Origin of the sequence: Pseudomonas sp. RGB (assembly GCF_007713445.1) — a bacterium.
Taxonomy (GTDB): Bacteria; Pseudomonadota; Gammaproteobacteria; order Pseudomonadales; family Pseudomonadaceae; genus Aquipseudomonas.
Genome location: NZ_VMSH01000002.1, coordinates 279,706 through 293,102, shown reverse-complemented (window position 1 = coordinate 293,102; position 13,397 = coordinate 279,706). Strand labels below are relative to the sequence as shown.

12 protein-coding genes are annotated in these 13,397 nt (G+C 61.3%); 8 read left to right on the top strand and 4 right to left on the bottom strand.

The features are described 5' to 3' along the window. The first annotated feature begins 82 nt into the window (after positions 1-82). Positions 83-976, top strand: a complete 894-nt coding sequence (locus FPT15_RS05020) for a LysR family transcriptional regulator (protein ID WP_106576394.1) — start codon at positions 83-85, stop codon at positions 974-976. Between the two features lie 142 nt (positions 977-1,118). Then, positions 1,119-1,241, top strand: a complete 123-nt coding sequence (locus tag FPT15_RS29940; protein ID WP_256347311.1) for a PA1414 family protein — start codon at positions 1,119-1,121, stop codon at positions 1,239-1,241. A 196-nt stretch (positions 1,242-1,437) separates the two neighbouring features. On the opposite strand, the gene FPT15_RS05010 is transcribed toward FPT15_RS29940, so the two are convergent. The 4 genes from FPT15_RS05010 to speB are packed head-to-tail and all read right to left on the bottom strand — an operon-like array spanning position 1,438 to position 5,753. Then, a complete protein-coding gene (locus tag FPT15_RS05010; protein ID WP_145158981.1) occupies positions 1,438-2,820 on the bottom strand; it encodes a sodium:solute symporter in 1,383 nt (460 codons plus the stop codon). A 24-nt stretch (positions 2,821-2,844) separates the two neighbouring features. Then, complete coding sequence (locus tag FPT15_RS05005; protein ID WP_145158979.1) at positions 2,845-4,359, bottom strand: cytosine permease; 1,515 nt, start codon at positions 4,357-4,359, stop codon at positions 2,845-2,847. 21 nt (positions 4,360-4,380) lie between these two features. After that, positions 4,381-4,803 carry a nuclear transport factor 2 family protein gene (locus FPT15_RS05000; RefSeq protein ID WP_145158977.1) on the bottom strand — a complete coding sequence of 141 codons (423 nt, stop codon included), beginning with the start codon at positions 4,801-4,803 and terminating at the stop codon, positions 4,381-4,383. Continuing rightward, positions 4,803-5,753, bottom strand: coding sequence for an agmatinase (gene speB / locus FPT15_RS04995; RefSeq protein WP_064453522.1), 951 nt, complete (start codon positions 5,751-5,753; stop codon positions 4,803-4,805). Before speB ends, FPT15_RS05000 begins: the two co-directional genes overlap by 1 nt. Before the next feature lie 297 nt (positions 5,754-6,050). Between speB and FPT15_RS04990 the strand changes: the two genes are divergently transcribed. The 6 genes from FPT15_RS04990 to mazG all read left to right on the top strand — a co-directional run bounded on the left by FPT15_RS04990 (position 6,051) and on the right by mazG (position 13,387). Then, positions 6,051-6,944, top strand: coding sequence for a LysR family transcriptional regulator (locus FPT15_RS04990; RefSeq protein WP_049712094.1), 894 nt, complete (start codon positions 6,051-6,053; stop codon positions 6,942-6,944). Between the two features lie 4 nt (positions 6,945-6,948). Next, positions 6,949-7,554, top strand: coding sequence for a tRNA-uridine aminocarboxypropyltransferase (locus FPT15_RS04985; protein ID WP_145158975.1), 606 nt, complete (start codon positions 6,949-6,951; stop codon positions 7,552-7,554). 212 nt (positions 7,555-7,766) lie between these two features. Then, a complete protein-coding gene (gene cysM, locus FPT15_RS04980; protein WP_145158973.1) occupies positions 7,767-8,669 on the top strand; it encodes a cysteine synthase CysM in 903 nt (300 codons plus the stop codon). Then, the gene (rlmD, locus tag FPT15_RS04975; protein ID WP_124418194.1) at positions 8,669-10,021 is read left to right on the top strand and encodes a 23S rRNA (uracil(1939)-C(5))-methyltransferase RlmD; all 1,353 of its coding nucleotides are present in this window, start codon (positions 8,669-8,671) and stop codon (positions 10,019-10,021) included. The genes cysM and rlmD overlap by 1 nt, the downstream gene beginning before the upstream one ends. Before the next feature lie 138 nt (positions 10,022-10,159). After that, positions 10,160-12,403 carry a GTP diphosphokinase gene (gene relA / locus FPT15_RS04970; protein ID WP_017134872.1) on the top strand — a complete coding sequence of 748 codons (2,244 nt, stop codon included), beginning with the start codon at positions 10,160-10,162 and terminating at the stop codon, positions 12,401-12,403. Positions 12,404-12,553: 150 nt separating this feature from the next. Continuing rightward, positions 12,554-13,387 (top strand): nucleoside triphosphate pyrophosphohydrolase, encoded by an 834-nt coding sequence (mazG, locus tag FPT15_RS04960; protein WP_145158969.1) that lies wholly within the window; start codon positions 12,554-12,556, stop codon positions 13,385-13,387. The last annotated feature ends 10 nt before the right edge of the window (positions 13,388-13,397 follow it).

Sequence of the window (13,397 nt, the reverse complement as noted above, 5' to 3'; positions counted from 1 at the left end):
GCGAAGACCTTCAGGCTAAAGCGAATTGACTTTCTGTAAAAATGAATAATAGTGAGTAACTTGTTCAGTTTTGGAGAAAGGTATGGAGTTCAGTCAATTGCGGATTTTCCAGGCCGTGGCAGAAGAGGGCTCCATCACCCGCGCGGCCGAGCGCCTGCACCGTGTGCCGTCGAACCTGTCGACACGGCTCAAGCAAATGGAAGAGCAGCTGGGCGTGGAGCTGTTTGTGCGCGAGCGTCAACGCTTGCAGCTTTCTCCCGCCGGCAAAGTGCTGCTGGACTACAGCACCCGTCTGATCGCGCTGCACGATGAAGCCCACGGCGCCGTCCAGGGCGGGCAACCGGCCGGCGATTTTGTGTTGGGCAGCATGTACAGCACCGCCGCGATTCATTTGCCGAGGTTGTTGGCGCGCTATCACAAGGCCTATCCGATGGTGAACCTGCAAGTGCAGTCGGCGCCCAGCGGTGAACTGTTGGAAGGCTTGATCACTGGGCGTCTGGATGCGGCATTGGTCGATGGCCCGCTGACCATCGCCACCTTGGACGGTGTGCCACTGTGCGAAGAGCGCCTGGTGTTGATCTGCGAGGCTGATCACCCGCCCGTGCGCGGGCCGCAGGATGTAGCGGGGCGCTCGGTGTTCACCTTTCGCCGCAGTTGCGCGTACCGCACCCGGCTGGAGACCTGGTTTTCCCACGAGCGCGTGGCCATGGGCCGGGCCATCGAGATTGAGTCCTATCAGGGCATGCTCGCCTGCGTGATTGCCGGTTCCGGTGTGGCATTGATGTCTGAATCCATGCTGGAAAGCCTGCCAGGCAAGGACAGCGTGTCCGTTCATCCCCTGACGGGGCCTTTTGCGACCGCAACGACCTGGCTGATGTGGCGAAAGGGTATGCTCGGCGCTAACCTCAATGCATGGATTGACCTGCAGCAGGCAGGCAAAGCCGAGTTATTGCAGGACACGCGCGCGATTGCTTGAACGATCCGTCAGGATTTGAATCAATTCAGTAATAGTTCGTTGTGGTTTCGTTCAAGCATTACGTAGGACTTAGGACTACTATCACTGTAGGAAAAGGCGACAAAACTCGCGCCGACCCGCATTACCCGCAAAGGGGGCAACCATGAAAGAGAAAATCCAAAACTGGCTCCATGACGTTGGCGTCGCGCTCGGACTGATCGAGCCTCCGCTGCAACCGGTGCCGATTCGCACGGATGACGAGCAGCGCCGGCCCCGTCGCAGATAAGCCCGGGTTCCAACAGGATTCAACAGGTGGGAGCGAGCTTGCTCGCGAAGGTGGTCTGTCAGTCAACGCAAATGTTGGCTGATACACCACCTTCGTAAGTAAGCTCGCTCCCACAGTTGTGTGTGGCAGGTAAAAAAACGGGTGCGACATCCGACGTCGCACCCGCTGAAGAAACCGCTCTGATTCCTGTACTGCCTTAAATTGCCCTGGCCGCCGCAGCCTGCGGGCGCCGCGACAACAGACTCACGCCTACAAAACTCACCAATCCAACCGCCAGGCTGTAGTAGATCGGCGTGTTCGCGTCCAAGCCATCCTTGAACATGAACACCAGTGCCGTCACAAAGCCCAGGGCCATGGACGCGATCGCCCCCGAGGTCGTCGCCCGCTTCCAGAGAATCGCCCCCATCAGCGGGATCAGCATGCCACCCACCAACAAGTTGTAGGCGAGGGTCAGGGCGCTGATCACATCGTTGACCACCAGGGCGATACCCAGCACGGCAATGCCCGTCAGCATCGTGAACAAGCGGTTGATGTTCAGGCTCGATTGCTTGCCACCGCGCAAACGCGGCAGCAGGTCTTCGGTCAATACGGTGGAGGCGGCGAGCAAACCGGCGCTGGCGGTGGACATCATCGCGGCCAGTGCGGCGGCGATCACCAGCCCGCGAATGCCGTCCGGCAACGACGCTTTGACGATCGCGGCGAAGGCATTGTTGACGTTATCCAGATTCGGCAGCAGTACATGAGCGGCCATGCCGATCAGCGCGCAGGCCAGGCCGTAGAGGATGCAGTAGAAGCCGGCGAAGGTGCCTGCGTACTGCGCGACCTTTTCGTCGCGGGCAGTGAACACCCGTTGCCAGATGTCTTGACCGATGAGGATGCCGAAAAAGTAGATCATGAAGTAGGTGATGATCGTGTCCCAGCCGATTTCGGTGAAGCTGAAGTTCGACGCCGGCAGCTTGGCCACCAGTTGGTCCCAGCCGCCGACGCGGTACAGGCAGATCGGCAGCAGGATGAACATCAGGCCGACGGTCTTGATCACAAATTGCACAATATCGGTAAGCGTCAGCGACCACATGCCGCCGATGGTCGAATACACCACCACCACGCCACCGCCCAGCAGCACCGAGACCCAGAACGGCAGGCCGAACAGCACTTGCAGCACGGTGCCGATGGCCAGAATCGAGGTCACGCCGATCATCAACGCGTAGGCCAGCATGATCACCGCGCTCGCTTGGCGGGCCATCGGGTTGTAGCGTTTTTCCAGGACCTGGGTGACGGTGAAGATCTTAAGCTTGAGCAGCGGTTTGGCCAGGAACAGGTTCAACGCGATGATCCCGGCCCCCAGCGCAGCACACAGCCAGAAGCCCGAGATGCCATGCACATAACCCAGGCGCACGGTGCCGACGGTGGATGCACCGCCCAATACCGTGGCGGCCATGGTGCCCATGTACAGCGACGGGCCCAGATTGCGGCCGGCCACCAGGTAGTCTTCGTGGGTCTTGGCGCGGCGCATGCCGTAATAGCCGAGCACGAGCATGCCGGCGGCGTAGATGAGTACGACGAATAAATCCAAAGCCATGACGGCGGGTCTCCGATTATTTTTTTAGGCTATTGAGGCGCTTTTTGTGGCGAGGGAGCTTGCTCCCGTTAGGCTGCGAAGCGGCCCCTGGGGGCCATAAACAGCCGCTGGTTCCGGGAACAGGCGAAGCAAACTCAGGTACACCACCGAGGCCAGCCCCAGCGTCACCGGCAGGCTGATATCGATGCCGTCGGCCAGGTTGCCCAGCGGCCCGACAAACTGCCCCGGCAAATTGACGAAGCACAAACCCACCAGCGCACTCGGGATCCAGGCCCCCAGCCCGCGCCAGTTCCAGCCATGGCTGAACCAGTAGCGCCCGCCGGTTTCACCGCGAGTGAATACCTGCAAGTCGTCCGGGCAGTAGAAGCCGCGGCGCACAATCAGGCCGATGATCATCATCACCATCCAGGGCGTGGTGCAGGTGATGATCAGCACGGCGAAAGTCGACACGCTCTGCACCAGGTTGGCGGCGAAACGTCCGATAAAGATGAAGGCAATCGACATCACGCCGATCAGCAGCGTGGCCTTGACCCGTGACAGCAGGCGCGGAAACACGCTGGACATGTCCAGGCCGGTGCCATACAGCGAGGTGGTGCCAGTGGACATGCCGCCGATCACCGCGATCAGGCACACCGGCAGGAAAAACCAGGTGGGCGCCACCGCCAGCAAACCGCCGACGTAGTTGTTCGCCGCAATGTAGTCCGGTGCCTTGATCGCCACGATGGTCGCGGTGGCCAGGCCGAACAGAAACGGGATCAACGTAGCGATCTGAGCCAGTACGACCGCCAGCATGATGCGCATTTTCGGCGTCTCACGCGGGATGTAGCGCGACCAGTCACCGAGGAATGCACCGAAGGAAATCGGATTGCTCATGGCCACCAGCGCAGCACCGATAAAGGCCGCCCAAAAGCCGCTCTGGCCGAGCCCGACGGTGCCGGCGAAGTGGCTGTCGAAGGCCGGCGCAAACGCGAAGATGCCCAGCAGGAACAGCAGGCTCGCCGCCCACACCGCGATGCGGTTGACCCACAGCATGAAGCGAAAGCCATAAATGCACACGGTGAGCACAAGCAAGGCGAACAGGCCGTAGGCCAGGCCCAGCGTCAGGTCGGTTTCCGGCAGGCCGATCAGCCGTTTCGCACCGCCGACCAACGCATCGCCTGAACTCCACACCGACAGTGAGAAGAAGGCAATCGCCGTCAGCAGCGACAGAAACGAGCCGACAATCCGCCCGTGCACACCAAAGTGCGCACCGGACGACACGGCATTGTTGGTGCCATTGATCGGCCCGAACAGGCCCATCGGCGCCAGGATCAGCGCGCCCACCAGCACGCCCAGCACAATCGCCCAGACGCCGGCCTGGAACGACAAACCGAACAGCACCGGAAACGAACCCAGCACGGCGGTGGCAAAGGTGTTGGCACCGCCGAAGATCAGTCGGAACAGATCCTTGGGCCCGGCAGTACGTTCGTGGTCCGGGATCTGCTCGACCCCGTTGGTTTCTATCGTTCGAATACTTTTATCGTTGTTTTTATTATTCATGATCAGCTCCGATCACATTGGCTAAGGGGGCGGCAGCCCTTCCGGCATAGCGGACAAATGTTCGTGACAGGCCAGCCACAGGCCTTGTTTTTGTTGTGTGCCAGACCCTTGTCGTGTGAAGACAATGGTCTCGCGCTCCTGGCTAAAAAATCGCTCCCCGTTCATGCGCAGCTCGGTGGCCACGTCATGCATAAAAATCGCCACATCACCTTGCAGGCTGACAAAGGCGTTGCTTGAAGTGCAGGACAGCACCTCAAACCCCTCGTCCTGGCGCCAGCTGTCCCACAACGCCTGGTAGGCATCGCGGCTGAGCAGCGGCTGGGGGAGGGTGTAGAACACAAAGCTGGCATCGGCCGTGAACGCGCCGAAGTAGGCGGCGCGGTCATTGCGGGCGAAGGCCGAGACCAGGTCGGCCGCGGCTTGCAGCACCTCGTGCGTGCTCATCAGCGATGCGCCACGCCGGGCAGTACACACAGCATCTCGTACAGCAGGTTGGCGCCGAGCAGCGAGGTGTTGCCGGTGGTGTCGTAAGGCGGCGAAACTTCTACCAGATCGCAACCAATCAGGTCGAGGCCCTGGCAACCACGGATGATCTCGATCGCCTGGATGGTGGTCAGCCCGCCGATTTCCGGCGTGCCGGTGCCCGGTGCCCAGGCCGGGTCGATGCCGTCGATGTCGAAGCTCAGGTACACCGGGCCGCCGCCGACTTTTTCACGCACCTCGGCCATCAATGGCGCGAGCGAGTGGTGCCAGCATTCTTCAGCCTGAACCACGCGGAAGCCCTGTTTGCGGCTCCAGTTGAAGTCTTCGGCGGTGTAACCCTGGGCGCGCAGGCCGATTTGTACGACGCGATCGCAATCGAGCAGGCCTTCTTCCACCGCGCGGCGGAAAGTGGTGCCGTGGGCGATTTTCTCGCCGAACATGTGATCGTTGACGTCGGCGTGGGCATCGATGTGCACCAGCCCGACCTTGCCGTGTTTCTTGTGGATCGCCCGCAGGATCGGCAGGGTGATGGTGTGGTCGCCGCCCAGGGTCATCGGGATCACGTTGTGCTCGAGGATCTCATCGTAGGCTTCTTCGATGATGCGCACGGCGTCGAGCAGGTTGAAGGTGTTGATCGCCACGTCGCCGATGTCGGCAACCGACAGGGAGTCGAACGGTGCGGCGCCGGTGGCCATGTTGTAAGGGCGGATCATCACCGATTCGGCGCGGATTTCCCGCGGCCCGAAACGGGTGCCGGCGCGCAGCGAGGTGCCGATGTCCAGGGGCACGCCAACAAAGGCGGCATCCAGGCCTTTGGCCGTTTGCAGGTGGGGAAGTCGCATCATGGTGGCGATGCCGGCGAAGCGCGGCATTTCGTTGCCGCCCAGTGGTTGGTGAAAAATCTTGTCCACGGGATTGCCTCATCGTTGTTTTGTTTATTAGGGGCCGATTCTGCGAAAAGCCCAGGGCGGGAAGAATCGGCAGGGGCAAATACTTAGTTCAGATTTTTCTAAACTAATGCCTGGGGTAAACTCCCCGGCCTGTGTTGGGCGCAACCGATCCTTTCTGTCGAGCCCCGGCCCAGTGTGGGAGCTGGCTTGCCTGCGATAGCGGAGGGTCAGCCACATAGCTTTTTTTGATACGCCGCCATCGCAGGCAAGCCAGCTCCCACAATGGGATCGCGTGCATTCGCTGAATCTGGAGAACCCATGGCCAACGCCTTGCCCGACCTGAAACTCCTGCGTATCTTCGTCAGCGTCGTGCGCCACCAGGGGTTTGCCAACGCCCAGCACGAACTCAACCTGTCAACGTCGGCCATCAGCACTTATATGAGCCAGCTGGAGTCGGCGTTGGGCCTGGTGCTGTGCCATCGCGGGCGCGGCGGGTTCAGCCTGACCAGCAAGGGCGAGCTGTTCCATCAGGAAACCCTGCGCCTCCTGGGCGAATTGGAAGGCTTCGAGCAATACGCAGCAGCGCTCAAAGGCGAGTTGCGCGGCACACTGAAGCTGGGCGTGCTCGACTCCACCGTCAGCGACAAGGCGCTGCCGTTCGCTGAGGTGATCGGCGCCTACAGCCAGGAACACCCGGCCGTGCACTTGCACCTCTCGGTGATGAGCCCTTACGAACTGCAACTGGGTGTGCAGGACAATCGTCTGGATTTGGCCATTGGCGCCTTTTCCAACCGCATGAGCGGGCTGATCTACATGCCGCTGTACCGCGAGCAACACTGGTTGTATTGCAGCACCCGCCATCCGTTGTTCAACGAACGGCGCATCCCCGAACAAGTGATCACCCAACAGCGCATGGTCGGGCGCGGCTACTGGAGCCAGGCTGAACTGGCGCGCCATGGCTTCAAACACAGCGCGGCAACGGTGGAAAGTATGGAAGCTCAGTTGATTCTGGTGCTGTCCGGCGCCTACATCGGCTACCTGCCCGAGCATTACGCCCAGGCCTGGGCCGACAAGGGCGACCTGCGCGTATTGTTGCCGGCGACCTTCGGCTATCAGGCGCCATTTTCGATGATCATGCGCCGGGGCCGTAGCCGCGAGCCGCTGATCCAGACCTTCCGCGATTTACTCAAAGCACAGCTCAACCAGGCCTGAAACCATGTCCCGACCCCAATGCTCCCGCTGCCTGCGGCCTGTCACCCATTGCCTGTGCGCGCTGATCCCCAGTCTCGACAGCCGCACCCGCGTGTTGCTGTTGCAGCACCCGAGTGAGGTCAACCATGCGCTCAATACCGCGCGGCTGGCAGCGTTGGGGTTGAACAATGCGCAATTGGTGGTGGGCGAGGTGTTTGAGGATTTGCCGACCTTATTGAACCCGCCCGGCTACCAGCCGCGGTTGTTGTTTCCCGCTGAGGATGCGCAGCCGTTGCAGGCCTATACACCGAGTGACGAACCTATGCTGCTGGTGGTGCCGGACGGTACCTGGCGCAAGGCGCGCAAATTGTTGCACCTCAATCCGTTACTGGCGGCCTTGCCTCGAGTGACCCTGGCCGAGGGTGCGGTGTCCCGCTACCGGCTGCGCAAGGCGCCCGGGCCAGGTGCGTTGTCGACGGTGGAGGCGATTGTGCAGGCATTGCAGGTGCTGGAGGCGCCGGCGTCTTTTGACGCATTGCTCAAACCGTTTGAGGCGCTTATTGAGGGGCAGATTGCTGCGATGGGAGAAGAGGTGTTTCGTAAAAATCATGGCGACGGGCAGTTGGGGTAGCCGGTTCATCGAGGTGCGGCCTTCGCAGGCAAGCCAGCTCCCACAATGATCGCGGATACCTGTGGGCGCGGGCTTGCCCGCGATAGCGCCCTTACAGGCCACACACCACTCGCTTATTCCTATAAGCCATAAGCACCATACTTTGCGTGATATGGCCCGCCAGCCTTTCCCGGTATGATGTTCGCCCCCGCAGTCTGGATTGCGAATACGCCATGACCTTGCAGTACCCTACAATCGCCGATTGCGTCGGCAACACGCCCCTGGTCCGCTTGCAACGCATGGCGGGTGAAACCAGCAATACCCTGTTGCTCAAGCTCGAAGGAAACAACCCGGCCGGGTCCGTCAAGGACCGCCCGGCGCTGTCGATGATTGCCCGCGCTGAACTGCGCGGGCAGATCAAGCCCGGCGACACCCTGATCGAAGCCACCTCGGGTAACACCGGCATCGCCCTGGCCATGGCCGCGGCCATCAAGGGTTACAAGATGGTATTGATCATGCCCGACAACGGCAGCGCCGAACGCAAGGCGGCAATGACCGCCTACGGCGCCCAGTTGATCCTGGTCACCCAGGAAGAAGGCATGGAAGGCGCCCGCGACCTCGCCGAGCGCATGGCCGCCGAAGGCCGTGGCGTAGTGCTCGACCAATTTGCCAACGGTGATAACCCGGAGGCGCACTACACCACCACCGGTCCGGAAATCTGGCGTCAGACCCAGGGCACCATCACCCATTTCGTCAGCTCGATGGGCACCACCGGCACCATCATGGGCAACTCGCGCTACCTCAAGGAGCAGAACCCGGCGATCCAGATCGTTGGCCTGCAACCGATGGAAGGCGCAGCTATCCCCGGCATTCGCCGTTGGCCCGAAGAGTACCTGCCGAAGATCTACAACGCGACGCGCGTGGATCGCATCATCGATATGGCCCAGCGCGAAGCCGAGGACACCACCCGCCGCCTGGCGCGTGAAGAAGGCATTTTCTGCGGCGTGTCCTCCGGGGGCGCCGTGGCCGGTATGTTGCGTTTGTCCAAGGAAGTGGAAAACGCAGTGATCGTTGCGATCATCTGTGACCGAGGCGACCGTTACTTGTCGACCGGCATTTTCGACGAACCCAACTGATGGCCAAGCACGAGAGAGGCCTGCGCTTTCAACCGACGGGCGGCAGCCGGGCCCCGCAAATTCCGGTAGGCAAGAAGCAGCGCCTGACCATCGAGCGCCTGGCCAACGACGGCCGCGGCATTGTGTTTTTTGAAGGCCGCACCTGGTTTGTAAATGGCGCGCTCGCCGGCGAAGAGGTCGAAGCACGTGTATTGGGCGCCCACGGCAAAGTGGTCGAGGCCCGCACCGAGCGCGTGTTCACGGCCAGCGAACTGCGCCGTCCGGCACCCTGCGCCCATTTTGGCCGCTGCGGCGGTTGCAGCGTGCAGCACTTGCCCCATGCCGAACAACTTGCCCTGAAACAGCGCATGCTCGCCGAACAACTGTCTCGCGTCGCCGGTGTCGAACCGCAGGTATGGGCCGCACCTTTGAGTGGTCCGGAATTCGGCTACCGCCGACGCGCCCGCGTGGCGGTACGCTGGGATGCCAAGGCGAAAAAACTTGAAGTGGGTTTTCGCGCGGTGGCCAGCCAGGACATCGTCGCCATCGATGATTGCCCAGTGCTGGTACAGGCCTTGCAACCGATCATGCAGCGTTTGCCGAACATGCTGCGCCGCCTGAGCAAACCGCAGGCGCTGGGGCATGTGGAGTTGTTCAGCGGCTCGTCGATTGCCGTGCTGCTGCGGCATATGGCGCCGTTGTCCGAGGCAGACCTGCTGATCCTGCAGGAATTTTGCACCTTCCATGACGCGCAGTTGTGGCTGCATGGCGAGGGCCAGCCGGAGCCGGTCGAGACGGATTCGGCGTTGGGTTATCGGTTGGAACAGTGGGATTTGGAGTTGGCTTATCGGCCCGGGGATTTTGTGCAGGTCAACGCCGGCGTCAACGCCGCGATGGTCGCCCAGGCCCTGGAATGGCTGGCGCCACAGCCCGACGAGCGGGTACTGGATTTGTTCTGCGGGCTGGGCAACTTCGCTTTGCCGCTGGCCCGGCAGGTGCGTGAAGTGGTCGCGGTAGAAGGCGTGCAGACCATGGTGGACCGGGCGGCGCAGAATGCCGTCAGCAACAATTTGCATAATGTGCAGTTTTTTCAGGCCGATTTATCCCAGCCTTTGACTGACGCGGAGTGGGCCAAACAGGGCTTTTCTGCGGTACTCTTGGACCCACCCCGTGATGGTGCCCTGGAGGTTGTGCGCAAGCTCGCGACCCTTAAGGCCAAGCGTCTGGTGTATGTGTCCTGCAACCCGGCCACGCTGGCGCGGGACACGGTTGAGTTGGTCAAGCAGGGCTACCGGCTAAAACGTGCCGGGATCCTCGACATGTTTCCGCAAACCGCGCATGTCGAGGCCATGGCGTTATTTGAAGCGGGCTAGGATGCCCGTTTAATCCGACTGGCCTGCATTCTCCAAGGCCGTGACCTGCCAGGGAGTGTGTGTAAGCTTTATTCAGGTAAAGCAGGTCAGCGATGATTTTTGGCGCATTAAAGGTGCGTCGTAGGGAAGGTAAGCAAGATGGTACAGGTGAGAGCACACCAGCCGATCAACACCGACGGCAGTATCAATCTCGAGGCATGGCTGGATCATGCCGTCAGTGTCGACCCGGCACTGGACCGTGAAGCCTTGAAAGCAGCCTGCGAGTTCGCTCGTGAGTCTGAACAACAAGACAATGCGGCCAAAAACCTCTGGGCGGAGGGCACGTCAAGCTTTCGCACCGGGTTGGAAATCGCCGAGATCCTCGCCGATCTCAAACTCGACCAGGATTCGCTGATCGCCGCCGTGCTCTATCGCGGCGTGCGTGAAGGGCACATCCCGTTGCCGACGGTCAGCCAGCGTTTCGGCGCGGTCGTGGCCAAACTGATCGACGGCGTGCTGCGCATGGCGGCTATCAGTGCCAGCCTCAGCCCGCGCCAGTCGATGGTGCTGGGCACCCAGGGCCAGGTCGAGAACCTGCGCAAAATGCTGGTGGCGATGGTCGACGACGTACGCGTTGCGCTGATCAAGCTGGCTGAACGCACCTGCGCGATCCGTGCGGTGAAGACCGCCGACGACGAAAAACGCAACCGGGTGGCCCGCGAAGTCTTCGACATCTACGCGCCGCTGGCGCATCGCTTGGGCATCGGCCATATCAAGTGGGAGCTGGAGGACTTGTCCTTTCGCTACCTCGAGCCCGATCAATACAAACAGATTGCGACGCTGCTGCATGAGCGGCGGCTCGACCGTGAGCGCTTTATCACCGACGTGATGGGCCAGCTGCGTTCCGAGTTGCAGGCCACCGGCGTTGACGCCGATATCAGCGGCCGCGCCAAACACATCTATTCGATCTGGCGCAAAATGCAGCGCAAGGGCCTGGCCTTCAGCCAGATCTACGACGTGCGCGCCGTGCGTGTGCTGGTGCCGGAAATGCGCGACTGCTACACCGCGCTGGGCATCGTCCACACCTTGTGGCGGCACATTCCCAAGGAGTTCGACGACTACATCGCCAACCCCAAGGAAAACGGCTATCGCTCGCTGCACACTGCGGTGATCGGCCCTGAGGGCAAGGTGCTGGAGGTGCAGATCCGCACCCACGCCATGCACGAAGAGGCTGAACTTGGGGTGTGCGCGCACTGGCGCTACAAGGGCACCGACGTCAAGGCCGGGTCCAACCAGTACGAAGAGAAAATCTCCTGGCTGCGCCAAGTGCTCGAGTGGCACGAAGAACTCGGCGACATCGGCGGCCTTGCCGAACAGCTGCGGGTGGATATCGAGCCCGACCGCGTTTATATCTTCACCCCCGACGGCCACGCCATCGACTTGCCCAAGGGCGCCACGCCGTTGGACTTTGCCTACCGCGTGCACACCGAAATCGGTCACAACTGCCGGGGCGCCAAGATCAACGGGCGCATCGTGCCGCTCAACTACAGCCTGCAGACCGGTGAACAGGTCGAGATCATCACCAGCAAACACGGCACGCCGAGCCGCGACTGGCTGAACCCGAACCTGGGCTACATCACCACATCGCGGGCACGGGCGAAGATCGTCCACTGGTTCAAATTGCAGGCGCGCGACCAGAACGTCGCGGCCGGTAAAACCTTGCTCGAACGCGAGCTGGCACGCCTGGGCCTGCCGCAGGTGGACTTCGACAAGCTGGCCGAAAAAGCCAACATGAAGATCGCCGAGGACATGTTCGCAGCCCTTGGCGCCGGCGACTTGCGCCTGGCGCAACTGGTCAACCTGGCGCAGCAACTGGTCGAGCCAGAGCGCGGCAGCGAGCAGCTGGAACTGATCCCGCGCAAAGCCACCGGCTACAAACCGGGCAAGCGCGGCGATATCCAGATTCAGGGCGTGGGCAACCTGATGACGCAAATGGCCGGCTGCTGCCAGCCGTTGCCGGGCGACGCCATCGTCGGTTACATCACCCAAGGCCGTGGCGTAAGCATTCACCGCCAGGATTGCGCCTCGGTGCTGCAACTGGGCGGGCGCGAGCCGGAGCGCATCATCCAGGTCAGCTGGGGCCCGGTGCCGGTGCTCACTTACCCGGTGGACATCATCATTCGCGCCTACGACCGTTCCGGCTTGCTGCGTGACGTGTCGCAAGTGCTGCTCAATGAGCGGATCAACGTGCTGGCGGTGAATACCCGCTCGAACAAAGAGGACAACACGGCGTTGATGTCTCTGACCATCGAGATTCCGGGCCTGGACGCGTTGGGTCGGTTGCTGGGGCGGATTTCCCAGTTGCCGAACATCATTGAGACGCGGCGTAATCGCACACCATGAGCAGCTGGATGAGCGCGGACTGAAAATGTGGGGCAGTTTTATGTGGGAGCTGGCTTGCCTGCGATAGCATCGCCTGGGTCTGCCAGCTACACCCAGTCGCCTGCATCGCAGGCAAGCCAGCTCCCACTGAACGCGGACAGAGATTGACTGATGTATTCACTTGAAGACCTGCTGCACCTGATGAACCGCCTGCGAGACCCAAAGTACGGGTGCCCGTGGGACATCAAGCAAACCTACGCAACCATCGTCCCGCACACCCTGGAAGAAGCCTACGAAGTCGCTGATGCCATCGAGCGCGGCGACTTTGATCACCTGCAAGGCGAACTGGGCGACCTGTTGTTTCAGGTGGTGTATTACAGCCAGTTGGCGAAGGAAGACGGGCGCTTTGAATTTGCCGGGGTGATCGACAGCATCACCCGCAAGTTGATTCGTCGCCATCCTCACGTATTCCCCACGGGTGATCTGTATGCGCCGCTGGATATTCCTCAGCTGAGCGAAGAGCAGGTCAAGGAGCGTTGGGAGCAGATCAAGGCTGAGGAGCGCGCGGAAAAGTCCGACGCGCCACAGCAGCTGTCCCTGCTCGATGACGTGCCCACGGCATTGCCGTCGCTGTCGCGCGCCGCCAAATTGCAAAAGCGCGCCAGCCAGGTCGGCTTCGACTGGCCCGCCGCTTTGCCGGTGGTGGACAACGTGCGCGAAGAGCTGGATGAAGTGCTCGAAGCCATGGCCGATAACGACCCGGTGGCGATTGCCGATGAAGTCGGTGACCTGCTGTTTGCAGCGGTCAACCTGGCCCGGCATCTGAAGGTTGACCCGGAAGCTGCGTTGCGTGGCGCCAATGCCAAGTTCGAACGACGTTTCCGATTTATCGAACAGGCATTGCGCGATACGCATCAATCCATAGAAGATTGCACCCTCGAAGAGTTGGACGCCCTGTGGGGTGAGGCCAAACGCCAGGAAAAGAATCTGTCCAGCTGCGGTTAAGCAGTTGCCT